Origin of the sequence: Lacisediminihabitans profunda, assembly GCF_008040105.1 — a bacterium.
In the GTDB taxonomy this organism is placed as follows: domain Bacteria; phylum Actinomycetota; class Actinomycetes; order Actinomycetales; family Microbacteriaceae; genus Lacisediminihabitans; species Lacisediminihabitans profunda.
Map to the genome: position 1 here is coordinate 479,670 of NZ_VRMG01000005.1, position 24,985 is coordinate 504,654.

Sequence of the window (24,985 nt, forward strand, 5' to 3'; positions counted from 1 at the left end):
CTCATGGGTGAAGTAGTCGGTGTGGGCCTGATCGCTCACGTACCAACCATCATGCTGCCGAAAGAGACACGGATGGAGCTCAACGAGGGCAAGGACTCGACGCTCGTCTCCGGGCTGGAGAAGCTGCGCAAGGACGTCTTCGAGTCCGACGACTACGACACGGTGATCGTGCTCGACAGCCACTGGGCGACCACCGTCGAATTCGTGGTGACCTCGCACGAGCGGCGCAGCGGAAAGTTCACCTCGGAGGAGCTCCCCCGGGGAATGCACGGTGTGCCGTTCGACTACCTCGGCGACCCGGAACTGGCCATGCTGATCGCCGACCAGGCGGAGAAGAACGGCACCTGGATCACGCCGATCGACGACCCGGACCTGCCGGTGATGTACGCCACCATCAACCTCTGGAAGTACCTCGGCGAGGGCCTTCCCGACAAGAGGTGGATCAGCGTGAGCCTCTGCCAGACGGCCACCGACGAGGACTTCCTCCGTGCCGGCCGCGCGATCGGTGAGGCGATCGCCAAGAGCGATCGCCGGGTGATCCTGCTCGCCTCCGGAGCCCTGTCCCACACCTTCTTCAAGCTGCGCGAGCTGCGCAAGCACGAGATGGCCGACCCGAGCCACATCTTCTCCGAGGCCGCCCGGGTCGCGGACTACGAGCGTCTCGACTGGTTCGCCGCCGGCGACCACGCGAAGGTTCTCGAGACCATGCCGGCCTTCCACAAGGTGCGGCCGGAGGGCATGTTCGGGCACTGGCTGCTCGCCGCCGGCGCGATCGGCGAGGAGAACTGCACCGCCCCCGGCGTGCTGTACAGCGAATACGAGAACTCGATCGGCACCGGCCAGGTGCACGTCTGGTTCCCTCGACCGGTTGGCGGATTCCCCAAAGCCAAAGATCTGACGCTGTCCCGTGACTGAGTATCGTCGCATCCTGCTGGACGGCGTCGCCACGCAGACCGTGCGCCACGGCGACGCCCTCGTCGCCGCCGACGGCCGGGAGGTGGGGCTCGACGCGGCCATCCACCTGCCGCCGACCGAGCCGTCCAAGATCATCGCGGTGCATCTCAATTACGCTAGCCGCACCGACGAGTTCATGACCAAGCTGCCCTCGGCACCCACCTACTTCCACAAGCCGATCACGGCGCTCAACAGCCACCGAGGTTCAGTGGTGCGCCCGCTCGGCTGCAAGTGGCTCAACTTCGAGGGCGAGATCGTGATCGTGATCGGTCGCACCTGCCGCAACGTGTCGCCGCAGGATGCCGGCGACTACATCGCCGGGTACACGATCGGCAACGACTTCGGCTTGCACGACTTTCGGGACACGGATGCCGGATCGATGCTTCGGGTGAAGGGCAGCGACACGCTCGCCCCCGTCGGACCGGGGCTCGTCACCGACTGGGACTTCCGCGGCAAGCAGATCCGCACGATCGTGAACGGGGTGGTGAAACAGGACGACAACACCGCCAACATGGAGTGGGACATGAACTACCTCGTCGCCGACATCGCCCGCACCATCACGCTGAGCCCCGGCGACATCCTGTTCAGCGGCACGCCGGCGTTCTCGCGGCCCGTCGAACCCGGGGACGTCGTGGAGGTGGAGGTGGAGGGCCTCGGCCGCCTGAGCAATACCATCGTCGAGGGTCCCACCCCGATCCGCACCGACGTCGGTGCCCAGCCGACCGAGAGCGAAGAGGTCGTCTCGACCGCGCTCGGCGGGGACTGGGAGTTCCGCGGCATCCGCACGCCATCGAAAGACCTGTACCCATCCACCGTGGAGGAGAAGTAGTTGATAAAGATCCAGGTCGATATGGCCCTCTGCCAGCACTACGGGCAGTGCGTCTTCGAGGCGCCGAACGTGTTCCACCTCAACGATGACGACAAGCTCGAATACCTCGCGGAGGCCGACGACTCCGAGCGCGACAACGTCGAAGCCGCCGTGGACGTCTGCCCGATGCAGGCCATCCGGATCGTGGAATAGTGTCTGCGCCCGTCGTCATCGTCGGTGCCGCGATGGGGGGACTCCGCACCGCGGAGGCCCTCCGCCGGGCCGGCTACGCGGGCGCGCTCACGGTGATCGGCGACGAGGTGCACGCCCCGTACAACCGGCCGCCGCTCTCGAAGGACGTGCTCTCCACCGTCGTGAGCCACGAGGCCGTGGCCTTTCCGGCCCGCGCCGCCACCGCCGACGTGGATTGGATGCTCGGAACCCGGGTGACCTCCGTCGATCTCGACGCGCACACCATCGTCACGGACGACGGAACCGTGCTCCCGTGGCGCGCGCTCGTGATCGCGACCGGGTTGCGCCCCCGACGGCTGCAACTCCCCCCGATCGCCGGACGACACTCGGTGCGTACCCTCGACGACGCCATGGCCCTGCGCGGGGAACTCGTGCCGGGCGCGCGCGTCGTGCTCGCCGGCTCCGGTTTCATCGGCTGCGAGGTGGCCGCGACCGCACGCAAGCTCGGCTGCGAGGTGACGGTGGTCTCGCCGAGCGTCGAACCCATAGTGCGCCCGCTCGGGCGCCTGCTCGCCACGGAGCTTCGGCGGCGCCACGAGGCGCACGGCGTGAGCTTCCGGCTCGGCAGGACCATCGCCCAGCTCGACGGCGGCAACCGGCTCGACGAGGTCGTGCTCGACGACGGGGAGATCCTGCCGGCGGATGTGCTCGTCGAGGCGATCGGCTCCGACTGCAACACGGGATGGCTCGCCTCCACCGATCTCGACCTGCGCGACGGGGTGCTCGCCGACCCGGCGATGCGCGCCATCTCGATCGACGGGCGGGTGCGCGACGACGTGTACGTGGTCGGCGACATCGCGCGCTTCCCCAACCTGATGTTCGACGACGTCCCGCGCCGGGTCGAGCACTGGAATATCCCCACCGACACCGGCAAGCGGGCCGGGTCGGTGCTCGGCGCCTGGCTCGCCGACGACGGCACGTACGCCGAGGTCGCCGCCCAGCGGTTCACCCCGATGCCGGCGTTCTGGTCCAACCAGTTCGAGGTGAGCCTGCAGGCCTACGGCCTTCCGGGCCTCGCCGACCCCGACGGCATCCGTATCCTCGCCGGCGACATCGCGGCGGAGGTGATCGTCGGCTATTTCCGCGGCGAGCGACTGGTGGCCGTGGTCGGCCTCGGTCTCAAGGCGGCCCTGCTGCCCTACCGGGAGCAGATCGCGGCGGGCGTCGGCTGACCGCGCGCGCAGGCCGACGCTGGCCCTAGGCTGGCGGCATGACCGAATCCGGCGTCTCCCGCGTGGGATCCCACGGCGATTCGAGCGTCGGCGTCGCGGTGGCCCAGTTCGCCCCGGGGAACGACCCGGCGGCGAACCTCGCCAGCATCCGAGACCTCGCGACCCTGGCGGTGGAGCGCGGCGCCTCGCTTGTCGTCTTCCCCGAGTACTCGTCCTACTTCACGCCGGAGCTGGGCGCGAACTCGCTCGCCGCGGCCGAACCCCTCGACGGCCCGTTCGTGGCCGGGCTCGAGGCGATCGCGAAGGTGCTCGGAGTGCACCTCGTCGCCGGGATGCTCGAGACGACCGCGGCGGGCGACCGGTTCTCGAACACCGTCGTGGCGGTGGGCCCGAACGGGGCGATCGTGGCGGCCTATCGCAAGATCCACCTCTACGACGCGTTCGGGCAGCGGGAGAGCGAGTGGGTGCGCCCGGGTGACATCGAGGCGCCAGAGACGTTCCCCCTCGCCGGATTCACCGTCGGCATCCAGACCTGTTACGACCTCCGGTTTCCCGAGGTCACCCGACGACTGGTCGACGCGGGCGCCGACCTCGTCGTCGTGCCGAGCGAGTGGGTGCGCGGTCCGCTCAAGGAACAACACTGGCGCACCCTCGTCACCGCCCGGGCGCTGGAGAACACCGTTTTCGTGGCGGCCGCGGACCAGGCCCCGCCCATCGGCGCGGGCAACAGCATGATCGTCGACCCGATGGGAGTCGAGCTCGCGACCCTCGGCGAGGAGACCTCCGTGGCGGTGGCGTGGCTCGCCCGCTCCCGGGTCGTCTCGGTGCGCGAGATCAATCCGGCGCTCCGGATGCGGCGATTCGGTGTCCATCCGCTGTAAAAGTTCCACTCCGCATACAATGGAGCCAAATTCTTTCGGGGGAGTTCACTGGTGGATCAGCCTTACCGCGTCTTGGTCGTCGAAGATGACCCGGACGTGGCCTTTTACACGCGCACTGTTCTCGAGAAACGCGGCTGCATCGTCACCGTGATCTCCGACCCGACGCTTGCCCGCGCCGCACTCGCCACCTTCGAGCCGGATGTCGTGATCACGGACATCGAGATGCCCGGTCTGACCGGCCTCGACCTGCTCGACCAGATCCGCGCCGAACGCCCGGGAACGCCCGTCGTCGTCATGACGGCTCACCTCTCCCTCGACTACGCCGTAGCCGCCCTGCGCAGCCAGGCCGACGAGTTCCTCACCAAGCCGGTGTCTTCCGTCGACCTCAACTCGGTCGTCACGAGGCTCGCCGAGGAGTCCAGGCGGGCCAGGGCTGCCCTCCCGCCCCGCGAGGTCGTGCCGGCGACCGGCGCTCATCCCGACGATGTCGGGCAATCACCTTCGACTCAGACATCCAGGAGTTGAGGCACGCCGACGCCCGGTGGGACAACGTCGAGAACACGGGGAGGGTGCTCGCATGACCACGGATTGCACGGGCAGGCATGCCGAACGCGGCTCCGAGCGAGAGCTCATCCTCAAGGCAATTCTGGCGCTCGCGGTCGTCGCGGCGCTCGTCGTTCTCCGAGAGGTTGTCTTCGCATGAGCATTCCCACCGCGATCAAGACGAGGGTGAAGGTTCTCATCGTCGACGACAGCGACGACCAGCGCATCCTGCTGCGCCGGTATTTCGAACGGGCGGGCTGCGACGTGACCGTCGCCGCGTCCGCCGAGGAGGCGATCCTGGCCTACAGCCGTTCGACCCCGGATCTCGCTGTGATCGACCTGGTTCTTCCCGGCATGAACGGCTGGGACCTCACCGAACGGTTGAAGGAGGATCGCCCGGAGTGCATGATCGCCGTCAGCTCGGTGCTCGACGCCGCGCAGTACCCGGCGAGCGATGCGGTGCTGCCGAAGCCGTTCACCGGGGCGCAGATCCGTAAGGTGCTCCGGGATCTCGTGCCGAAGTGGTCGGCGCAGTGAACGAGTCGGTTCCGGCCCGCGTCGTCATCGCGGACGACGACCCGGACATCCGCGCGCTCGTCGCCATCGCGGTGAAACGGGCAGGCCTCGAGCTCGTCGAGTCGGCCGCCGACGGCACGGCGGCCTGGCACGCCCTGCAGACCCACAGGCCAGACCTGGCGGTTCTCGACATGTCGATGCCCGGTCTGACCGGCCTCGAGGTCTGCCGCCTGGCCCGGTCAGACGACTCGCTCGACGGCATCCACCTGGTCCTGCTCACCGCCGCCGTCGACGACCAGTCGAGGGCGGCAGGCGCGGACGCCGGAGCTGACGACTTCTTCGTCAAGCCGTTCAGCCCCCGGGAGCTCGCCCTCGCGCTCTCCGCCCTCATGGCCACGGACAACTGATCGCATGAAGAGAGTCATCGCATGAAGAGCGTCATCCGGCTCTACGCCAGGGCCATGAAGCGGCTCTCGGTCGATGCCCCGTCGCCGGCCCTCAAGCAGTTCCCGACGGCCTCGGTCTTCACCGTCGCGGCTCTCCTCGCCTTCTTCGCGCCGGCCATCGTCGTCACAGACCGGGCGTTGATCCTCTCCGCCTGCGTCGTCATGCTCGGCGCGACGCTGCTCGCCGGGTACTTCACCCGGCTCGGCCGGGTCACCCGGTGGGCCCTCATCGTGCCCGGGTTCTCGCTGCTCGCCATCGCCCTTCTGCGGGCGGGCACCGGCGGGGCCACCTCCCTGTTCTCGGCGCTGCTCATCCTGCCGGTGCTGTGGATCGCGTCCGAGCAGGGCCGACGCTGGATCCTCGTGGCAATCTTCGGGACGTCGGCGAGCATCATGCTGCCGTACCTCCTCTATTGGCATGCCCCGGAGACGCAGAGCGAGTGGTTCCGTGGGGTGTTCGGCCCTCTCGTCTACGGCGTCGTCGCGGCGATTGTGAACGAGCTCTCCCGGCAGGGCAGAAAGCAGATGTGGTCGATCACGAGGCTCGCGGAGGAGCGGGAGGGGATGCTGCGAGAGACCCTGTCCTTCGCCGGCAAGCTCCAGGAGAACGAGTTGAGCCTGCACGCGGCCCACCGCCTCACCCGGAGCGTGCTGGACGCCGTCACCGAGCAGTCGGTGATCGGCACCGACCTCACCGGGCTCATCGACGTGTGGAACCCCGGGGCGGCGGTGATGCTCGGCCTCGCCGCCGACGAGACGCAGGGCAAGCGCTATGTCTTCGAGTTCCATGACTCTCACGAGCTCGAGGACCGGTCACGCGAACTCAACTATCCGCCCGGTGCCACGGTTCTCAACCCCGGGTTCTCCGCGCTCGTCGAGTCGGCCAGGCTCGGGCGCGCCGAGGTGCGGGACTGGACCTACCGGCGCCACGACGGGTCCGAGCTCTCCGTCAACGTCGCCGTCACCCCTCGCGTGGACGAGGAGGGGGCGACGATCGGCTACATCTTCGTCGCGACGGATGTCACCCAGGCACTCGAGGTCGCCCGGCTCAAGGACGAGTTCGTCGGCCTCATCTCCCACGAACTGCGCACCCCGCTCAGCTCCATCCTCGGCTACCTCGAACTGATGCGCGATGACGACGAATCGCCCCTGTCGGACGAGCAGTTGATGTACCTGGGCGTCGCCGAGCGCAACGCCCATCGGCTTCTCCGCCTGGTGGGAGACCTGCTGTTCACAGCTCAGGTCGCGTCCGGCAAGTTCCCGCTCGACGTCGGCACGGTTGCCCTCAGCGACGTGGTCACGGCCGCGGTGCAGTCGGCGAGGCCGGTCGCCACCGCGGCGGGAATCGAGCTCCTGATCGAACTGCCGGGCGAGCCAGTGGTCGTTCGCGGCGACTCGGTGCGACTCGGGCAGGCCTGCGACAACCTCATCTCCAACGCCGTCAAGTTCACGCCGAGGGGCGGCACGGTCACCGTCGCGCTGGGCTCCACGGCCGAGGACGCGATCGTGAGCGTTCGAGACACGGGCATGGGGATTCCAGCCTCCGAGCTCGACCAGCTTTACGCGCGTTTCTTCCGGGCCTCGACCGCCACGCGCAACGCGGTGCCGGGGGTGGGTCTTGGCCTCACCATCACCAAGGCGATCGTCACCGCCCACGAGGGCGAGCTCGATGTGGAGAGCCAGGAGGGCGTCGGCACGCTGTTCAGCATGTCGCTGCCGTTGCCGAGGAAGTCGCTCCTCGACGCTGCCTGAGGCCCGGCCGCCCCTCTAGCGCCGCAGGTCGGCGAGTTGGGCGGATGCGCGCTCGAGCACGTCCACGTGCTTGCAGAACGCGAATCTGAGGAGCGACGCGTACTCGCCCTTGTTCTCGTCGCTCACGAACGCGCTGATCGGCACCGCCACCACGCCGGCGAGCTCGGGGAGCTGCCGGCAGAGGGCGGCCGCGTCGGTGAATCCGAGGGGCGCGGCATCCGCGACCACGAAGTAAGAGCCGCTCGAGCGGCTCACCGCGAAGCCCGCCTTGGTGAGTCCGGCGGAGAGCACGTCCCGCTTGCGTTGAAGCCCGGCGGCGATCCCGGTGAAGAACGCGTCCGGCAGGCCGAGACCCACGGCGATTGCCGGCTGGAAGGGCGCGCCGTTCACGTAGGTGAGAAACTGCTTCACGCTCAGGATCGGCTCCAAAAGCCGGTTGGGCGCCGTGAGCCAGCCGATCTTCCAGCCGGTGGTGTTGAAGGTCTTGCCGCCGCTCGAGATGGTGACAGTGCGCTCCCACGCCCCGGGCAGCGTTGCGATCGGCAGGTGACCGGTGCCGAAGGTGAGGTGCTCGTACACCTCGTCGGTGACGATGATGGCGTCGTGCCGGTGGGCGAGTTCCACCACGAGCTCGAGGAACTCGCGAGAAAGCACGGCCCCCGTGGGGTTGTGCGGGTTGTTGATCAGGATGAGGCGGGTGCGGTCGCCGACGACCTGCCGCAGCTCGTCGGGGTCGGGCTGGAAGTCGGGCGCGCGGAGCGCCACCGTACGGTGCACGCCCCGGGAGAGCGCGATGATCGCCGCGTACGAGTCGTAGAACGGCTCGAGGGTGACCACCTCGTCGCCCTCCTCGACCAGGGCGAGGATGGTGGCCGCGAGGGCCTCGGTCGCTCCGGCGGTGACCAGAACCTCGCGGTCGGGATCGGGATTCATTCCATAGAAGCGCTTCTGGTGGGCGGCGATCGCCTCGCGCAGCACCGGGTAGCCGAGCCCGGGCGGGTACTGGTTGAATCCGTCGGTGATCGCGCGGCGGGCGGCATCGAGCACCTCGATCGGGCCGTCCTCGTCGGGGAACCCCTGCCCGAGATTGATCGCGCCGGTCGCCGTGGCGAGTGCGGACATCTCGGCGAAGATCGTCGGCCTGAGTTGGCCGTTCGATCCGAGCAGCATCGCGCCTCGTGCCGTGCGTTCCCAGGCTCCGGAGACTGTCATCCGCGGTTGTCTCCACTGTCGTCGATGGGCAAAATAACTGCTCCAACGCTACTCCGTCGCCGCTCCTCTCCACCGCACCCCGGCCGAATCGCGGTAACAGGTGTGGAAAAGGCTGGCCGCGGTGTGCCCGCGTGCCCTACCTTGTGCTGCATGCGGAATTTATCTCGCGTATCCCTAGTGACCATCGCGGCCGTCGCGATGCTCACCGGGTGCGTGAGAACGGAGCCGATTGCCTCGCCGCCACCGACGTCCGCACCCACGCCGGCTGCGACGCCGCTCTTCGCCTCGGACGCCGAGGCGCTCGCGGCGGCCACCGCCGCCTATGCCGCGTACGTGGCGATGTCGGACAAGATCACAACGGAAGGCGGCGCCGACCCGGAGCGCATCTCGCCATATGTGTCGAAAGAGCAACTCGCGAGAGATCTGGCCGTCTTCAAGACTTATGAAGACAGAGGTTATGCCAGCCACGGCGAATTGGGGTTTGATTCGGTTCGATTGGAGAGTCTGACCGGCACCGATAAGCCTGTTGTGACGGTATTCCTCTGTGCGGATTTCTCCAAGATTCGGCTGGTCGACTCTGCGGGAACGGACATCACTGAGAGCGATCTGCAAGAGCGCGCGCCGATGGAGATCTCATTTGTTCGGGACTCGAACGTGTCGACGAGATATGGATTGGTTATCGATTGGAGTGAGTCGTGGAGCGGCACCGACTTTTGCGCTGGGTGACTGTTGTCCTTCTTCTGGCCGGGCTCTCAGATATCACAGGCGCCTCCCGCGCTCAATCTGGGGAAGTCGGGTGCACTCCGGCGCAGAAGCTGGCCGGTCTCTGCCCTACGGTCAACGCCAACATCCGCGACGGCGAGGCGGTGCTCGACGGGTCGGCGAACACCGCCGGTTCGTCCGGGGCGGGCCGCGGCGGCCCCGCGCGTCCGGGCGCGGTGTGCCGACGCGCAGCGGGTTGCGCCGGAGCCCCGGCCCCGGTTCCGCCGCCCCTGCGCGACGGCTACACGGTGACCGCACCGGTGACGCTTCGCGATCTGGTCGGCTTTCGGCCCGCATCCGGCATCGACTACATGCAACCGAACGGCTGGATGGTGGTGGGTCTCGACACCAACTTCTATGCGGTGGCGGGCGTGCAGGAGCAGCGGGGACTGCTTCTGGCTCAGGAGGCATCCGTGCGGTTCACCGCGATTCGCTACCACTGGTCGTACGGGGACGGTGCCACGCGCAGCACGACAACGGGCGGCTCGCCATGGGCGGCGCAGGGCGCCGGCGAGTTCGACGCGACCCTCACCAGCCACATCTACCGCAGTCCCGGAACGTATTCGATCGACCTCACCATCGAGTTTTCCGCTGAGTACCGTTACGCGGGCGGCGACTGGACCGCCATCGCGGGCTCGATCCCCGTGCAGGCCAACCGCCTCGTGGCCACCGCCGGCGAAGCGCAGACGGTCCTGGTCGGGTCGGATTGCGCCGCCAACCCTTCCGGACCGGGCTGCTGAGCCTCCTGCGGGGTGCTGCAGGGCGCTCCGGCGCGAATGGAGGCAAGGGTCGGCAGCCTCACAGCGCGTCCAAATAGAATGCTCAGGTTGCCAGAGGATGCTGGCAACGCTTGGAAGGAGCAGCCCCCATGACCGACGCACCGAAGGACCCAGCTTCCGGGTCCGACACCCCCGAATCTTTCTCCGAAAACGAGGCGCGACTCAACACTGCGAGCGACGGCACGCCCGCCACGGAGGCCCAGAACGAGACCACCCCGGTGGATGTCTCGTCCGGTGATCTTTCGAACCCGGCCGCCAGCCGGGCCGCCACCGAGGAACAGTTCTACGCGCCCACGGCCACGCAGCCCCTTGACCCGACCCTCCACACCACGGCGGCACCCTCCACCGCCAAGCGATCGAACACCGTGGGACTCGTCGCGGCCCTCGCCGTCGGCGCCCTCGTGGGAGGCGTGTCTGGCGCAGGCGTAGCCGCGTGGGCGATTACGTCCAACCAGGGCAGCCAGGTCACCTCCTCCACCAGCACTCCGCAGAACATCACGGTGAACGACACCGAGAGTGTGAACGTGATTACCGCGGTGGCGGCCAAGGCAGGTCCCTCGGTCGTCACCATCTCCGTCTCCAGCAAGTCGGCGGCGGGCACAGGATCCGGCGTCGTGCTCAGCAAGGACGGCTACGTGCTCACCAACACCCACGTCGTCACCCTCGACGGCGAGATCGCGGACCCCGCGGTCAAGGTCACCACCTCGGACGGCCACCTCTACGACGCGACGGTCGTCGGCACCGACCCGATCGCGGACCTCGCGGTCATCAAGCTCAAGAACGCGAGCAACCTCACCCCCGCCGACTTCGCCGACTCGAGCAAGCTCAACGTCGGAGCGACCGCCATCGCGATCGGCGCGCCGCTCGGCCTCGCCAACACGGTCACCGACGGCATCGTGAGTGCCCTGAACCGCAGCATTTCCATCGCCTCATCGGCCGCACCCAAGTCGGGTTCCGGCGACAGCTCGAGCCCGAACACGAGTCCGTTCGACTTCTGGAACTTCGACAACGGCCAGGGCAACGGCAACGGTAACAGCCAGGCTCCGGCCACGGCCGCCGCCACGATCTCCCTCCCGGTGATCCAGACGGATGCCGCCATCAACCCCGGCAACTCGGGTGGCGCGCTCCTCGACTCCAACGCGAAGGTGATCGGCATCAACGTGGCGATCGCGAGCGCGAGCGGCTCGTCGTCCACGTCCGGCAACATCGGAGTCGGCTTCGCCATCCCGTCCAATCTCGCCCAGCGTGTGGCGAACGAGATCATCAAGAACGGCAAGGCCACCCACGGCCTGCTGGGCGCGAGTGTCACGGATGTCTCGTCCACCGACACGAGTGCGGTCGTCGGAGCGGTCATCAAGCAGGTCACCGGCGGCGGAGCGGCTGACAAGGCCGGGCTCCAGGCAGGCGACGTGATCACCCAGTTCGACGGTGTCGCGATCACCAGCAGCACCGACCTCACCGCCCAGGTGCGGTTCCTTCCGGCGGGCGCCACGACCGACCTCACCTACGTGCGAGGCGGAAAGACCTCGAACGCCACGGTGACCCTCGGAGCCCTCGGCTGATCGTTACAGGAATCCAGGCACGGTCCCCGCGAGACGGCGGGGACCGTGCCTGTTTCTTGCCGGCTGCCTGTTTCGAGTCGGCTGGTAGGCTCGACCGACCGACCACCCAGCTGTATTGGACCCCATGACGCCCGAGGCACCCGCCCTTCCCGGTGTGTCCTACGTGATCCCCGTGCTCAACGAGGTGTCGTACATCGGCAACGCGATCCGCACGGTCCTGGCCCAGGACTATGCCGGCGAGGTCGAGGTGATCCTCGCCCTCGGCCCGTCGACGGATGGCACGAATGAGGTGGTCAACGGTTTCGCGGCCGCGGACCCCCGAATCGTCACGGTCCTGAACCCGGACACCGACATCCCGGTCGGCCTCAATCTCGCGATTCGGGCGAGCAAGTATCCGATCATCGTGCGCGTCGACGCCCACTCGGAGCTCGAACCGAGCTACACCCGCCGGGCCATCGAGACCCTCGACCGCACCGGCTCAGCCAACGTCGGCGGGGTCATGAGGGCGCAGGGCAAGACCCCGTTCCAGTCCGCGGTCGCCCGGGCCTACAACAGCCGGTTCGGCCTGGGCGGCGGGAGCTATCACGGGGGAGCGGAGGAGGGTCCGGCGGAGTCCGCCTATCTCGGGGTCTTCCGCACGGAGGTGCTCGAGGAGGTGGACTACTTCGATGAGACCATCCGCCGTGGCGAGGACTGGGAACTGAACCTGCGCATCCGGGCCGCCGGTCACTCGGTCTGGTTCGACCCGTCGCTCGAGGTCACCTACTGGCCGCGGGAGAGCTGGACCAAGCTTGTGCGCCAGTTCTGTGCCACCGGTATCTGGCGCGGCGAACTCGTTCGCCGGTACGCCGGACGCAACCCGTGGCGCTTCTTCGCCCCGCCGGCGCTCGTACTCGCCCTGATGCTCAGCATCGTCGTGTTCGTGCTTCAGGTGACGGGAGTGCTCACCGGATGGGCGAGCGTGCTGCTCTCCCTCGTCTACGCCGGCCCCGCCGCGTACCTGGTGCTGCTCCTGCTCCTGAGCTTCTCCCGGGCGGGCGGTCCGGCCTGGCCGGACCGCTGGCGGTTCTTCCTCGTTCTGCCCACGATGCACCTCAGCTGGGGTGTCGGGTTCATCATCGGCGTCATCCGGGGTGCCCGGGACACGACCGACACGTCGCGCACCGGAATCTGACCACGCGGCCTCAGCCGATGATCCGCTCCTCGAGCAGCCGCCGAACCACGCGCTCCGCCGCTCCGCCGTCGTCGCGCGGGTTGAATCGGCGTTGCCAGGCGCGGTACTTGTCCGCGTAGCGCGCGCGCACGGCGTCGCGGTCGTGCACGAGGGCGACGAGCTCGGCGGGATCCGAGACGACGGGCCCCGGCGCCACGGCGCTGAGGTCGAAGTAGAAGCCACGAAGCTTCTCGCGGTAGTGCACGAGATCCGGGGTGAAGAAGAACAGCGGCTTGCCCGTGACGGTGAAGTCGAACATCACCGAGGAGTAGTCCGTGACGAGGGCGTCAGCCACGAGGAACAGTTCGGAGATGTCGGGGTAGCCGGTCACGTCGAGCACGTTGCGGGCCTTGAGGTCCTCGCCGGGGAGGAGGGTGCGGGAGTGCCCGCGGATCAGGGTCACGTACCCCGCACCGAGGTTCTCGGCGAAGCGAGACACATCCAGATGGTCGACGTGGTCCGGGCGGTCGTCGCGCCAGGTGGGTGCGTAGAGCAGCACCGCCACGCCATCCGGGATGCCGAGGCGACGCCGAACGGCCGCCGCATCGCCGGTGAGGAGCACGTCGTCGCGCGGATAGCCCTCCTGCCAAACCGGCCCCAGAAATGCATACGCCGAGCGGAATACTCTCGTCGAGTACGGATTCTGCGCGAGCAGGATGTCCCACCGGGCCCGCTCCCGCAGGGTGGCTAGGGCGGGTCGGGCGCCGAGGCGAAGACGGCTGAGCGCGAGCTTCTTGAGCATCGTGCCGTGCCAGGTCTGCAGCACCGTCTGGTACGAGCGTTTGCGGAACCGCTTGCGCAGCCAGTCGTTGATCACCAGCAGCCGGGCCGAACCGCGGATGCGCCACCAGTCCTCGCTGCCCTCGATCAGCGCGATCGAGCCCTCCGGCACCGCGACCGAGGCGTCCGCGACGCTCCAATACCGGGCGATGTCCGGCCGCAGCCTGGCGAACTCTCGGTCGATGGCGAGCGGGTTGCAGGACGCGTTCTGCCCGTAGAAGCTCTCGAAGAACACGGCGTCGAGCGGCTCGAACCGCGCGGAACGATAGTCGGCCTCGAGCGACGCCTGCTGCAGCGGCCCGCGTTCCCGGTCGCTGAGGGGGGCGGAGAAGCGCAGGCCGAGGCCGTCCTCCCGGTCGTCGAAGGCCACCCGGGTCACCCCCTCGATGAGCTGGGGGGCTGGAAGGGCCGCGTCGACGTCGATGCGGAGGGGCGAGCCGTCGTCGGTCAGCAGGATCGCCTCGTATTGGCCGGACCGGGGCGGAAGAGCCGGCCCTCCCCAGAGCGACTCGAGCAGGGGGAGGGTGGCGCTCCAGCGGCCGTTGGCGACGGAGACCGGGGCACCGAGCGTCTGCCGGGAGCCGCGCACCTCGAGTTTCGCCGGCGTGCCCACGCTCACCGCCCCCGCGAGGGAGACCGCAGGCGCCGGCGACGTGAGCACGGTGACCGAGTCGACGATTGCCAGCCCGACCGGAGGCCCGCCTCGCTCGCTCCGTGTCATTTCCGCGCCTTCTGTCTGAGAACTATCTCGGAATACACTCTCTCAGCATTCCGGCCGTCCTGAAACGTGAAGTGCCGCGTCGCGAGGTCGGCGGAGTGCGCACGCACCTCGCCCGCCCAGGCGGGGTCGTCCTCGAGCCGCCGGAGTTGGCCGAGCAGTGCCGACCAGGTGCGCACCTCTCGACCGCCACTGAATTCACGGTACGGCTCGTAGAATCCGCGGGACTCGGAGTACGACTCCTCGTCCGGGGCGAGGAACAGGATCGGGCCGCCGGTGAGCGAGTAGTCGAGCGCGATCGACGAGTAGTCGGTGATCAACACGTCGACGGCGGGCAGCACGGGGGTCACGTCGGCGAGCCCGGTCGAGTCGAGCAGCACGACACGATCGGATGCCGCGACGCCGCCCCGGTAATCGCCGACGCCGTGCGGGTGCGGTCGCAGCACCAGGACGGAGTCGGACGCCAGAAGGTACTCGTCGATCCGGAGCCAGTCGTCGGCGGAGGGGATGCCGGGGTCGGCCTCGCCGTCCCGCCAGGTGGGGGCGAACAGGATGATCGTCGAGTCCGTCGGGGGCAGGCGGAGCCGCGCGAAGAGCAGTTCCCGTGCTCGCGCCGACCGCTCGGCTGGAGTGCCGCGGGAGAGAACGTCGTCGCGCGGGTCGCCCGTCACGGCGATCCGGCTCGCGGGCAGTCCGAAGGCGGTGCGCAGCCGATCGGCGGCCAGGGGCGATGCCGCCGGCATGAAGGAGATGCCGTCGAACCCCGCGCGATAGGCGCGGCGGAGGGGCCCGCGCAACCTCCGCGCCCCGGGCAGACGGGTGCGCATTGTGGCCGGCGAATCGAGCTGGATGAGCTTGAGCGGGATGCCGTGCCAGAGCTGCACGACGAACCCCCCACGGGTGCCGTAGCGGTTCACATCGCCGAAGCCGTGGGTGACCACGAGGACCCGGGCCCGCAGGGTGAGCCAGAGGCCGCGGGCGCTCGACTTCAGCGTCGCGTCGAGGCCGAGCGCCCGGGCATCCGCGAGCTCCCGATCGTCGCGGGCGAGCCAGGCGAGGCGCGGCGGGGTGGGCTTCGCCCGCGCGAGAAGGAAGAGTTCGAGGGCGCCTTCCCCGACGCCGGATCCACAGCCGACCACCCAGCGATCGTCCGACCGGGGGACGGCGAGGCTGGCGAGGGCGCCGAGCGCGTAGAGCGGGAGCGACAGGAGCTTCTTCGCATTCCCTGACGCAAAGTTGAACCCGGGCACGAGTGGAGCCTAGCAGCAGGCAATGCGGGCGATCCGGGCTCGGGCGCTGCGGCCGACGGACCTGCGCGCGGTGGACGAGTTCGGTGGGGAGTCATCCCCGCTCGACTCGGAGTCGGACGACGGCTAGGTGCTGCTTTGACTTGTTACTGACGTTCGCGTGTGGCCGTCGCCGACGTTGCGGATCTCGTGGTCGTGGACCTCGACCCCGTCGCGGCTGCCCGGACGCCCTCCGCCGCATGCCGGTCGCCGCGACGACGCTCGATTGTGCCGCCCGCGTTGGTCGGGCCGCGTTCTGCAGGACGGGGCCCCGGAGGCGTGGGTGCCCACCCCGCAGACTCTGGTTGTGCAGGACAGCTTGTGCAGGACACGGCAGGGGTGTGGCGACCCGAAGGGTCCCGGTCTGCAGGACGCTCCGTCGGTTCTGCACCTAAACGTCCTCGCTACCTGCCCGAGGCGTCCTGCACAAGCCGTCCTGCCGTCCTGCACAAGCCGTCCTGCCGTCCTGCACAAGCCGTCCTGCCGTCCTGCACAACCTGTCCTGCACAACCAGAGTCTGCGGGGCGGGCACCCGTGGACACCCGAGCCGTCCTGCACAACGCGTGCCAGGGGCAAGGGAGTGCCGAACAGTGGCGGGGACAGGCGGGCCGAAAACGCCCTCCCGGCCTGGCCCCACGAATACCATCGCCACAGGCCCCACACCGCGATCGCAGCCCTAGCCCCGGGCATCAGAAACTCACCCGCCAGAGGTATTCCCGGCCGTTCGGTCTGAACCAGCGGACAACGAGCACGGTGCACCTGGCGAGGTCCCGGCCGGACACCATGACCTCGAGGGACTCCCCGGGAAGCAGGGTCGCGGGCAGGCTGGCGGGCATCATCCCCGAACCGAGAAGGCTCACGGTCACGCCGTCCACCGGCTCCGTCCCCGCATTGGTGAGGAGGTACCGCCGTGGCCCGGTGTCCCGGTCGAGGCGGAACGGGACCGGGTAGGCGTCGTCGAGGTCAGGGAGGCTGTGAGTGGTCATGCGGCGAATCTAATGAGGGCGTGCGACGGCACGGCGTTGCCGGTGCACACCTCCTGACCGCTCTCGGTGTGAGGGAGGGGCGGTCTTAGGGTTTCGGCGGCCGCGGAGTCTTCCGAGCGCGCGGGGCCTTGGGCTCGGACGCTGTTTTCCCAAACCGGGGGAGCGCGATGCGCGAGCGGGCGGTCTGCACCCGCACCGGTCGCACCTTCGGTTCGAGCACGAGGGGGAACGACTCGGGCGGCGGTCCGAAGGCATCTCGCGCGCTGGTGACGACCTTGCGACCGAGCATGTGGTTACCGGTTCCGCCGATCACAGCACCGATCCCGAACGGGATCGCCCGCCCGATGATGCTTGCGCCCTGGGTGGCCGCGAACCTCTTCACGAAGACCCGCTTGACCCTGTCGCCGACCTGCCCCATCGCCGCCTGCGGAAGGCTCTTTGTCACGAGCTCGCCCCAGAAGCGTCCACGCGACGGGCCGACGCCGGCGGCCTGACCGGCGAGTTGCTTCACGAGGTCGGAGCCGGCGGTGCCCAGCATCATGGTCATCACGAGGGTTCGCGCCCGCTCCGGATCCTCCACGGCGATGCCGTGCACCTCGGTCACCGACTGCGCGAAGAGGGCACTCGTCTCGAGGAAGCCCGCCGTCTCCACCCCGCTGAGGGCGAGGGAGATGCCGAAGCCGACGCCGGGGATCACGGCGCTCGCCCCGACGGCGGCGCCTCCTGTGGTGACCGCGGCGAGGTAGTGGCGCTCGAGGATGGTCACGATCTCCGCCGGAGTCGCCCCGGGATGCCGCTGGCGAATTCCCCGCACGTGGGCGATCACGAGGGGCCGCTGCACCGAGAGCAGCCGGTCGATCCCCGCCTCCACCGGAGCGGTCTGTCGGGCGCCGACGGGCAGCGTCACGGGGTGACTCCGTACTCCTGGTTGTAGCGGTCGAGCACCTCGTCGATGGACGCGTCGAGCACGAGCGCGCCCTTGTCGAGGTACAGGCCCCTGGTGCAGAACCGGCGCAGATCTCTCTCGTTGTGGGACACGAAGAACAGGGTACGCCCGCCCGCCAAGAGCTCCTCGATGCGCCGGTAGCACTTCTCCCGGAAGCCCTTGTCGCCCACGGCGAGCACCTCGTCCACGAGCAGGATGGGCTCCTCGAGCCTCGAGATCACCGAGAACGCGATGCGCACCTTCATTCCGCTCGACAGGTGCTTGTACGGGGTGTCGAGAAAGTCGCCGATCTCCGCGAACGCGATGATCTCATCGAACTGAGCGTCGATCTCTGCGCGCTTCATGCCGTGCAGGCCGGCCGTGAGGTACACGTTGTCCCGCACGGTGAGGTCGTCGACGAAGCCTCCGGTGATCTCGATCAGCGGAGCCACACCGGCGTGCACCCCGATTCTGCCCTCGTCCGGGTACACGACCTCGGCCACGAGCTTGAGCAGGGTGGACTTGCCCTGCCCGTTGCGCCCGACCACGCCGATCGCCTCGCCCGGAGCGACGCTGAACGACACGTTACGCAGCGCCCAGAACTCGCCGGGGCGAGCGCGGCGTTGCGAGCCGGCGAAGAGGTCCTTGAAGCTGCGGCGCGAACGGCGGTTGCGCTTGAACCGGATGCCGACATCCGAGACGGTGATCACGGGGGCCTGCACCGCGGTCACCGGGGTGCTGAGATCCGTCACGTCAGATCTCCTTCAGCACGGTGGGGATCGTGCGCCGGAAGACCAGCGCGCCCACGACGAGGATGACGATGGTGAACCCGGCGCTCACCGCGACATCGACCCAGTTCAGCTCGAGCGGGAAGAACGCCGAGCGGTAGAGAGACAGGATTCCCGACATCGGATTGATCGCGATGAACGGCTTGAGGTGGATCGGTACCGACTCGAGCCCATAGACGATCGGCGACGCGTAGAAGAGGAACCGCAGGCCGAGCTTCACCGCGCGTTCCAGGTCCCGGAAGAACACGACGAGCGGCGCGACGATCAGGGCCACGCCGAAGGCGAGGGCTGCCTGGAGGATGATCGCGAGCGGAAGGAAGACGATCTGCCAGTGGAGCTGGGCCGGGGTGTTCGTTCCGAGGGAGACCAGCGCGAAGATGATGATCACCGGGAGGCTGACCACGAACTCGATGCCCTTCGACAGCACGAGACGGGCAACCCAGATCGTGCGCGGGATCTTGGTGGAGCGGATCAGCTTGGCTTCCTTGGTGAAGGCGCGCGTGGCATCCGACACCACCCCGTTGAACCAGGTCCACGGGAGCAGCGCCGTCAGCAGGAAGACGATGTACGGCTGCTCGTGGCCGACGGTGCCGCGGTGGAAGATCTGGGTGAATACGATCCAATAGATCGCCGCCATCACCAACGGGTCGAGGATCGACCAGAAGTAGCCGAGGAACGAGGTGGAGTAGCGCACCTTGAGGTCGCGCGTGGTCAGCAGCCACAGCGAATGGCGGTAGCGCGCGAACGGCGACCGTGTCGGGCGTGCTTCAAGAGCTGCACTCACGCGATACGGGTCCTTAGAGATCAAGCACCCCCGCGCCTCGCGCTAGACGAAGAGGTTGGCCCGCTCCAGGTCTTCCGCGAAGTCGATCTCTACGGCGTAGAGGTCGGAGATGTCTACCGGCTCAAATCGTAGCTTGTCCTGCTCGATGGCCAGTTCAATGCCGCGCTCGAAGTAGTCCTGGTCGCCGACGCGCCCCAGCTGGCGCAGCAGCGCTGCCTTGTCGGCGCGCGACACGTAGTTGATGCCGACGGCCTCGCCCAGCCCGCCCTTGACGGTCTTGGAGAGCTCGTTGATGTATCCCTCGGCGTCGACGGTGTACTTGACCTCTTCATCCGAGACGCGCTCGGTGTTGACCGACACGAAGGACTGGTCGCGAGCGACCATCTTCGCCGCGCGCTCCAGCGCCTCCGGGTCGAAGACGACGTCGCCGTTCATCCACAGGACGCCACCGGGCGACGACGCGCGCAGGGCACGCATGAGGCTCTTGGACGTGTTGGTCTGGTCGTACTGCTCGTTGTAGACGAACGAGGCGTTGGGGAAGGCCTCAATGATGTGCTCGAGCTTGTAGCCGACGACGATGGTGACCTTCGCGGCCTTGCCGAAGGCGTGGTGGATGTTGTCGAACTGCTGCTGCATGATGGTGCGGCCATCGTTGAGTTCGGTCAGCGGCTTGGGCAGCGAGCGGCCGAGACGGCTGCCCATTCCTGCGGCCAAGATGACGATCTGTGTGCTCACGATTGGTCTCCTCAATTGACTGTTGTCCGACTGGGGCGCGGTGTCAATACCAAAAGGGTTTACCGTCTGTTCATCCCCAGACACTTGTCTGGACACATCGTCGTGCTCGGGCAAGCCTACTCGGTGGCCCACGATTTCGACAGGGACGCACCTGTGGATGTTCTCAATTCGTGACAGAAACCCCGGTCGCCGCTCGGGCGCACAGGTGCCGTTGATACGGTTAGCAGGTGGATCCAGAACCCGAGAAGAAGCCAGATGCCGAGCCAGTTGACTTGGCGCGCGAGGCGACTCCGAGCGACGGCCCGATGGCGCCAGTGGCGTCCATTTCCGGCGCCCCGCGCGCCCCGCGCAGCCCTCGGACGCCCCGTCAGCGCCCCGCTGCCGGTGCCGCCCGGCCGACGCAAGGATCGTCGGTGGAGTCTGCCCAGACCGAGGCCGAATCGACGCCTGCCGAATCGACGACGGACCAGCAGACTGCCAAGCCAACCCCGGCGTCCCGACCGGCCCGGCGACCGAGCGCCCGCTCGACGAGCGCAGCCAAGGCCCCCCGCGCCGCTCCGACGAAGCCTGCGCCCGCCGAGCCCGCGCCCGCCGAGGCGGCTCCCGCCGTCGACGCTCCGGTGATCCCGGATTCACCGGAAACCGTGGTTGCCGGCGCGGCCGAGACCGCGGACGCCGCGACGGCAGAGAAGCCCACACCGAGCTCCGCCCGCAAGCCCGCCGCTCCGCGCCGACCGGCAACGGCGAGGAAGCCGGCCGCTCCACGGGCCACGGCGTCCCGCGCGCCGGCAACTCCGCGGAAGACACCGTCGAGTGCCACGACTCGCGCGGTCCTGGCGGCACAGGCTCCTGAGGCGGCCGGCATGACGGTCCCAGCCCAGCCTCCTGCCGCCGTGGTCGATACACCGGCGGAGGCGCTCGACCCGCCGATCGCGGAAGATCCTGTCGTCGAGGCCCTCGTGATCGAGGACGCGGTCGTCGACGACCTCGTCGTCGAGGCGCCTCTCGTCGCACCGGCGCCGGCCACGCGGACCGTCACCCGCAAGCCGGCGACGCCTGCCAAGGCGCCCACCCAGGCACCGACAAAGGCCACGATCACGACTGCGGCGCGCACGCCAGCACCGGAATCCGCCGATGCCGACGTCGTGCTCGAGTTGCACGACCTGGTGAAGAGGTTCGGCGACACGGTGGCGGTGGACCACGTGAGCCTCTCGATCCCCACCGGCTCGATCTTCGGAATCGTCGGACCGAACGGGGCGGGCAAGACCACCACCCTGTCCATGGTCACTGGGCTGCTGCGGCCGGACGGCGGCACGATCGCGGTGCACGGGGCCGACGTCTGGTCGGACCCCATCGTCGCCAAGCGCAACATGGGAGTGCTGCCGGACCGCCTGCGGCTCTTCGATCGGCTCACCGGCGGCCAGCTGCTGTATTACGCGGGAATCCTCCGCGGGCTCGACCCCCAGACGGTGAAGAAGCGGTCGGCCGACCTCGCCTCGGCGTTCGGCCTCGAGGACGCCCTCGACCGGCTCGTGGCCGACTATTCGGCCGGGATGACGAAGAAGGTCGCGCTCGCGTCGGCCATGATCCATTCTCCGCGGCTGCTCATCCTCGACGAACCGTTCGAGTCGGTCGACCCCGTTTCGGCGGCGAACGTCACCGAGATCCTGCAGAACTATGCGGCGGCCGGGGGCACGGTCGTGCTCTCGAGCCACAGCATGGATCTCGTGCAGCGCATCTGCGACTACGTCGCCATCGTGGTGTCCGGCTCGGTGCTCGCCTCCGGGACCATGGACGAGGTCAGGGGAATCGGATCGCTCGAAGAACGCTTCGTGGAACTCGCCGGCGGACGCAAGACAGCGGAGGGCATGGAGTGGTTGCACAGTTTCTCGGACTGAAGCTCCGACTGCTCGCGAACATCTTTCGCCGCAGTCCCATGCAGGTGATCGGCATTGCTATCGGGCTCGCCTACGGTCTCGGCACCGCGGCCCTGGCGGTGATCGGATTCCTCGCGCTGAGGTTCGCCGATGTCGCCTTCGCCACGAGCGTGTCCGTCACCGTCGGCTCCCTCATCGTGCTCGGCTTCCTGCTCGTTCCCCTCGCCTTCGGCACCGACGACACACTTGACCCCCGCGCGTTCTCGCTCCTCGGAGTGCCCACCACCCGGCTCGCGGCCGGACTGGCGCTCTCCGCTCTCATCGGGGTGCCAGCCCTGGCCATCGCGATCGTCGCCGTCGCCCAGATCTTCACCTGGACCCGTGACCCCTTCGCCGCCTTCCTCGCCCTGGTCGGCGCCGTCCTGATCGTGGCGACCTGCGTGCTGGGCGCCCGCGTGACCACCTCTGTCGCGGCGTTCCTGCTCGCCACCCGGCGCGCCCGCGAGGCCACCGGGCTCATCGCCCTGCTCGTGATCGTGTCGTTCTCGCCGGTGGTCGTGCTGCTGGCGACCGTCGACTGGGCGCGCGACGGGCTGCGGGTGCTCCGCTCCGTCGCCGCGGTGGCCGGCTGGACGCCGCTGGGCGCCGTCTGGTCTGCACCCGCCGAGGCGGCCGCGGGCGAACCGGTACTCGCGCTCGCCAAACTCGCGATCGCCCTCGCCTTCCTGGGCCTGCTCTGGCTCGGCTGGCGCGCGCTTGTCGCCTGGATGCTCGTGACGCCGCAACGCGAGTCGCGCAAGAGGGCCTACGTCGGTCTCGGCTGGTTCGACCGGATGCCGGGGACGCCGGCCGGAGCGATCGCCGCTCGCAGCATCACCTACTGGCTCCGCGACGCGAGGTATCACACGTCGCTCGTGGCCGTCCCGGTGGCGCCCATCGTCTTCGTCGTGGCGCTCTCCGTGGCCGGCGTGCCCGGGAACGTGCTCGCCCTCATCCCGGTGCCGGCCATGTGCCTGTTCCTGTCCTGGTCGATCCACAACGACGTCGCCTACGACAACACGGCGATCTGGCTGCACGTCGCCTCCAACGTGTCCGGGTGGGCGGACCGCCTCGGCCGGGTCGTGCCGGCGCTGCTGATCGGCGTGCCGCTCGTCTTCATCGGGTCGCCGATCGCCGCAGCGCTGTATGGCGACTGGGCGGTGCTTCCGTCGCTCATCGGAGTGAGCTCGTGCATCCTGCTCGCCGGGCTGGGCTTCTCGAGCGTGATCTCCGCGCGCTTCCCGTATCCCTCGGTGCGACCGGGAGACAGCCCGTTCAACCAGCCGCAGGCCAGCGGGACCGCGGCCGGTCTCATCCAGTCGCTCTCGTTCTTCGCCGCCATCATCGTCTCGATGCCGGCGCTCGCCTTCGCGGCGCTCGGACTGTTCGTGAACCCCGCCTGGCACCTCGGCTCGCTCGTGGCCGGCCTGCTCATCGGGCTCGCCGCCCTCGTGCTCGGCATCCACTGGGGCGGAGCGATCTTCTCCCGCCGGGGGCCCGAGCTGTTGGCCTTCACGTTGAAGAACTAAAATCGAAGCATGAGCGGTGACACACAGCAGGGCGGCGGCGGCACAGACACGCTTGACCGCGAACTCGAAGAGCTGCTGAACCAGGAGCAGGTGGAAGACGGCGACCACGACCGATACTCGCACTATGTGCAGAAGGACAAGATTCTCAAGTCGGCGCTGAGCGGCAAGCCGGTGATCGCGCTGTGCGGCAAGGTCTGGACGCCCGGGCGCGACCCGGAGAAGTTCCCGGTCTGCCCGACCTGCAAGGAGATCTACGACTCGATGAAGGCGTAGCGACCTCCTCCCGGCGTGCCGGCCTACTCGTAGCGGGTGGCGACGGCCGGGTCGCCTCGGCCGAGTCTCAACGCGTCGGCGGGGAGTTCGGCCATCGCCGCTGCGCGATGCTCCCTGGCGAGGGCCGTGCCGGCGGCACCGCGATAGCGCTCCACCGGGACTCCGGCATTCATCAGGGGCACGAGGAGCGGCCGGTGCCGGCTGGTCGCCGCCTCCGGCTCGCCGACGTGGATCACTTCGGCCGTCGCGCGACCCGCCTCGTCCAACTCCCGCACGGGGAACTTGCGCCCGCCGACGGTCGCCTTGTGCGCGGACCTCTTGGCCACGGAGAGCCACTCGCCGTCCGAGCCCTTGCGCGCCACGAGCTTGTAGACCATGCCGGCCGCCGGGGAACCCGAACCGGTGACGACGGAGGTGCCGACGCCGTAGGAGTCGACCGGGGCGGCGCGCAGGGCGGCGATGGTGAACTCGTCCAGGTCGTTCGTCACGGTGATCCGGGTCTTCGTCGCCCCGAGGGCGTCGAGTTGCCTGCGCACCGCTGCCACCTGCTCCGGCAGGTCGCCACTGTCGATCCGCACGGCGCCGAGGCCCGTGCCGGCCACCCGGACGGCGAGTTCGACCGCCGCCGGCACGTCGTAGGTGTCGACGAGCAGTGTCGTTCCGACGCCGAGCGCCGCGACCTGGGCGCGGAAGGCATCCTCCTCGGTGTCGTGGAGGAGGGTGAACGAGTGCGCGGCCGTGCCCATGGTCGGGATCCCCCAGCTGCGGCCGGCCTCGAGGTTGCTCGTCGCGCCGAAGCCCGCGATGAACGCCGCGCGCGCCGCGGCCACGGCGCTGCGCTCGCCGGTGCGGCGCGATCCCATCTCGGCGAGGGGCCGACCGCTCGCGGCGGACACCATCCTCGCTGCCGCGCTCGCGACGGCGCTGTCGTAGTTGAGCACGCTCAGCGCGAGGGTCTCGAGGAGAACGGCCTCGGCGAAGGTGCCGTCGACGACGAGGATGGGGGAGCCGGGAAAGTAGAGCTCGCCCTCCTGATAGCCCCAGATGTTGCCGGTGAAGCGGTAGTCGGCCAGCCAGGCGATCGCCTTGTCGTCGACGATCTCGTTGTCCCTCAGCCACTCCAGTTCGGCATCCGTGAACCGGAAGTCGGCGATGAGGTCGAGAAGCCGCCCCGTGCCGGCGACCACCCCGTAGCGGCGACCGCCCGGCAGATGTCGCGCAAAGACCTCGAACACGCATTCCCGTTCGTGCGTGCCGCTTCGGATGGCCGCATCGACCATGGTCAGCTCGTACTGGTCGGTCAGGAAGGAACTCACGGGGTGCGGAGCGCTGGTCACCGCTCAAGCCTAGCCAGAGCGGCCGCCGGGGCGCCGCCGTGCCGCCCCCGGACTGCGGACGACCGCGGGTCGCGGC

General features: G+C 68.7%; 27 protein-coding genes. 17 read left to right on the top strand and 10 right to left on the bottom strand.

Annotation, left to right across the window (positions count from 1 at the left end):
* The first annotated feature begins 3 nt into the window (after window positions 1-3).
* The 10 genes from FVP33_RS06775 (at window position 4) to FVP33_RS06815 (ending at window position 7,324) form a co-directional block, all read left to right on the top strand.
* Window positions 4-915, top strand: a complete 912-nt coding sequence (locus tag FVP33_RS06775) for a DODA-type extradiol aromatic ring-opening family dioxygenase (RefSeq protein ID WP_147782852.1) — start codon at window positions 4-6, stop codon at window positions 913-915.
* On the top strand, window positions 908-1,783 hold the full coding sequence (locus FVP33_RS06780) for a fumarylacetoacetate hydrolase family protein (RefSeq protein WP_147782853.1): 876 nt from the start codon (window positions 908-910) through the stop codon (window positions 1,781-1,783). The genes FVP33_RS06775 and FVP33_RS06780 overlap by 8 nt, the downstream gene beginning before the upstream one ends.
* Complete coding sequence (locus FVP33_RS06785; RefSeq protein WP_147782854.1) at window positions 1,784-1,975, top strand: ferredoxin; 192 nt, start codon at window positions 1,784-1,786, stop codon at window positions 1,973-1,975.
* Window positions 1,975-3,186 (top strand): NAD(P)/FAD-dependent oxidoreductase, encoded by a 1,212-nt coding sequence (locus tag FVP33_RS06790; RefSeq protein ID WP_147782855.1) that lies wholly within the window; start codon window positions 1,975-1,977, stop codon window positions 3,184-3,186. The genes FVP33_RS06785 and FVP33_RS06790 overlap by 1 nt, the downstream gene beginning before the upstream one ends.
* Before the next feature lie 38 nt (window positions 3,187-3,224).
* Entirely contained in the window at window positions 3,225-4,067 is an 843-nt protein-coding gene (locus FVP33_RS06795) for a carbon-nitrogen hydrolase family protein (protein ID WP_147782856.1), read from the top strand.
* Window positions 4,068-4,139: 72 nt separating this feature from the next.
* Window positions 4,140-4,592 carry a response regulator gene (locus tag FVP33_RS06800; protein ID WP_246142208.1) on the top strand — a complete coding sequence of 151 codons (453 nt, stop codon included), beginning with the start codon at window positions 4,140-4,142 and terminating at the stop codon, window positions 4,590-4,592.
* 52 nt (window positions 4,593-4,644) lie between these two features.
* Window positions 4,645-4,770 (top strand): hypothetical protein, encoded by a 126-nt coding sequence (locus FVP33_RS20080; RefSeq protein ID WP_281289369.1) that lies wholly within the window; start codon window positions 4,645-4,647, stop codon window positions 4,768-4,770.
* A complete protein-coding gene (locus FVP33_RS06805) occupies window positions 4,767-5,147 on the top strand; it encodes a response regulator (protein WP_147782858.1) in 381 nt (126 codons plus the stop codon). Before FVP33_RS20080 ends, FVP33_RS06805 begins: the two co-directional genes overlap by 4 nt.
* Window positions 5,132-5,533 (top strand): response regulator, encoded by a 402-nt coding sequence (locus FVP33_RS06810; RefSeq protein ID WP_222706640.1) that lies wholly within the window; start codon window positions 5,132-5,134, stop codon window positions 5,531-5,533. The genes FVP33_RS06805 and FVP33_RS06810 overlap by 16 nt, the downstream gene beginning before the upstream one ends.
* A gap of 21 nt (window positions 5,534-5,554) precedes the next feature.
* Window positions 5,555-7,324, top strand: coding sequence for a sensor histidine kinase (locus FVP33_RS06815; RefSeq protein WP_147782859.1), 1,770 nt, complete (start codon window positions 5,555-5,557; stop codon window positions 7,322-7,324).
* A gap of 15 nt (window positions 7,325-7,339) precedes the next feature.
* Here FVP33_RS06815 and FVP33_RS06820 read toward each other — a convergent pair whose 3' ends face one another.
* Window positions 7,340-8,536: an aminotransferase class I/II-fold pyridoxal phosphate-dependent enzyme gene (locus tag FVP33_RS06820; protein ID WP_147782860.1), complete on the bottom strand. Its 1,197-nt coding sequence runs from the start codon at window positions 8,534-8,536 to the stop codon at window positions 7,340-7,342.
* Window positions 8,537-8,713: 177 nt separating this feature from the next.
* Here FVP33_RS06820 and FVP33_RS06825 point away from each other — a divergent pair, with 177 nt between their 5' ends.
* From FVP33_RS06825 to FVP33_RS06840, 4 genes are all read left to right on the top strand, one after another.
* Window positions 8,714-9,262, top strand: a complete 549-nt coding sequence (locus FVP33_RS06825; RefSeq protein WP_147782861.1) for a hypothetical protein — start codon at window positions 8,714-8,716, stop codon at window positions 9,260-9,262.
* On the top strand, window positions 9,259-10,038 hold the full coding sequence (locus FVP33_RS06830) for a PKD domain-containing protein (RefSeq protein ID WP_147782862.1): 780 nt from the start codon (window positions 9,259-9,261) through the stop codon (window positions 10,036-10,038). The genes FVP33_RS06825 and FVP33_RS06830 overlap by 4 nt, the downstream gene beginning before the upstream one ends.
* 128 nt (window positions 10,039-10,166) lie before the next feature.
* Window positions 10,167-11,639 carry a S1C family serine protease gene (locus tag FVP33_RS06835; RefSeq protein ID WP_147782863.1) on the top strand — a complete coding sequence of 491 codons (1,473 nt, stop codon included), beginning with the start codon at window positions 10,167-10,169 and terminating at the stop codon, window positions 11,637-11,639.
* 124 nt (window positions 11,640-11,763) lie between these two features.
* On the top strand, window positions 11,764-12,813 hold the full coding sequence (locus FVP33_RS06840) for a glycosyltransferase family 2 protein (protein WP_147782864.1): 1,050 nt from the start codon (window positions 11,764-11,766) through the stop codon (window positions 12,811-12,813).
* 10 nt (window positions 12,814-12,823) lie between these two features.
* Here FVP33_RS06840 and FVP33_RS06845 read toward each other — a convergent pair whose 3' ends face one another.
* From FVP33_RS06845 to FVP33_RS06880, 8 genes are all read right to left on the bottom strand, one after another.
* Window positions 12,824-14,353 (bottom strand): CDP-glycerol glycerophosphotransferase family protein, encoded by a 1,530-nt coding sequence (locus FVP33_RS06845; RefSeq protein ID WP_147782865.1) that lies wholly within the window; start codon window positions 14,351-14,353, stop codon window positions 12,824-12,826.
* The gene (locus FVP33_RS06850; protein WP_147782866.1) at window positions 14,350-15,600 is read right to left on the bottom strand and encodes a CDP-glycerol glycerophosphotransferase family protein; all 1,251 of its coding nucleotides are present in this window, start codon (window positions 15,598-15,600) and stop codon (window positions 14,350-14,352) included. The genes FVP33_RS06845 and FVP33_RS06850 overlap by 4 nt, the downstream gene beginning before the upstream one ends.
* A 725-nt stretch (window positions 15,601-16,325) precedes the next feature.
* The gene (locus FVP33_RS06855) at window positions 16,326-16,622 is read right to left on the bottom strand and encodes a hypothetical protein (protein WP_147782867.1); all 297 of its coding nucleotides are present in this window, start codon (window positions 16,620-16,622) and stop codon (window positions 16,326-16,328) included.
* Between the two features lie 85 nt (window positions 16,623-16,707).
* Window positions 16,708-17,529 carry a hypothetical protein gene (locus FVP33_RS06860; protein ID WP_147782868.1) on the bottom strand — a complete coding sequence of 274 codons (822 nt, stop codon included), beginning with the start codon at window positions 17,527-17,529 and terminating at the stop codon, window positions 16,708-16,710.
* Window positions 17,526-18,299 (bottom strand): ABC transporter ATP-binding protein, encoded by a 774-nt coding sequence (locus tag FVP33_RS06865; protein WP_246142209.1) that lies wholly within the window; start codon window positions 18,297-18,299, stop codon window positions 17,526-17,528. The genes FVP33_RS06860 and FVP33_RS06865 overlap by 4 nt, the downstream gene beginning before the upstream one ends.
* A gap of 1 nt (window position 18,300) precedes the next feature.
* Window positions 18,301-19,119, bottom strand: coding sequence for an ABC transporter permease (locus tag FVP33_RS06870; RefSeq protein WP_147782869.1), 819 nt, complete (start codon window positions 19,117-19,119; stop codon window positions 18,301-18,303).
* Window positions 19,120-19,161: 42 nt separating this feature from the next.
* Window positions 19,162-19,854: a phosphocholine cytidylyltransferase family protein gene (locus tag FVP33_RS06875; protein WP_147782870.1), complete on the bottom strand. Its 693-nt coding sequence runs from the start codon at window positions 19,852-19,854 to the stop codon at window positions 19,162-19,164.
* A gap of 367 nt (window positions 19,855-20,221) precedes the next feature.
* Entirely contained in the window at window positions 20,222-20,674 is a 453-nt protein-coding gene (locus tag FVP33_RS06880; RefSeq protein WP_147782871.1) for a hypothetical protein, read from the bottom strand.
* Between the two features lie 43 nt (window positions 20,675-20,717).
* On the opposite strand from FVP33_RS06880, the gene FVP33_RS06885 reads away from it, so the two are divergent.
* The 3 genes from FVP33_RS06885 to FVP33_RS06895 are packed head-to-tail and all read left to right on the top strand — an operon-like array spanning window position 20,718 to window position 23,572.
* Window positions 20,718-21,752: an ABC transporter ATP-binding protein gene (locus FVP33_RS06885; protein WP_147782872.1), complete on the top strand. Its 1,035-nt coding sequence runs from the start codon at window positions 20,718-20,720 to the stop codon at window positions 21,750-21,752.
* On the top strand, window positions 21,728-23,299 hold the full coding sequence (locus FVP33_RS06890; protein ID WP_187270603.1) for a hypothetical protein: 1,572 nt from the start codon (window positions 21,728-21,730) through the stop codon (window positions 23,297-23,299). Before FVP33_RS06885 ends, FVP33_RS06890 begins: the two co-directional genes overlap by 25 nt.
* A 9-nt stretch (window positions 23,300-23,308) precedes the next feature.
* Complete coding sequence (locus tag FVP33_RS06895; RefSeq protein WP_147782873.1) at window positions 23,309-23,572, top strand: DUF3039 domain-containing protein; 264 nt, start codon at window positions 23,309-23,311, stop codon at window positions 23,570-23,572.
* 23 nt (window positions 23,573-23,595) lie between these two features.
* Here FVP33_RS06895 and FVP33_RS06900 read toward each other — a convergent pair whose 3' ends face one another.
* Window positions 23,596-24,909 (bottom strand): nicotinate phosphoribosyltransferase, encoded by a 1,314-nt coding sequence (locus FVP33_RS06900; protein ID WP_281289370.1) that lies wholly within the window; start codon window positions 24,907-24,909, stop codon window positions 23,596-23,598.
* Between the last annotated feature and the right edge of the window lie 76 nt (window positions 24,910-24,985).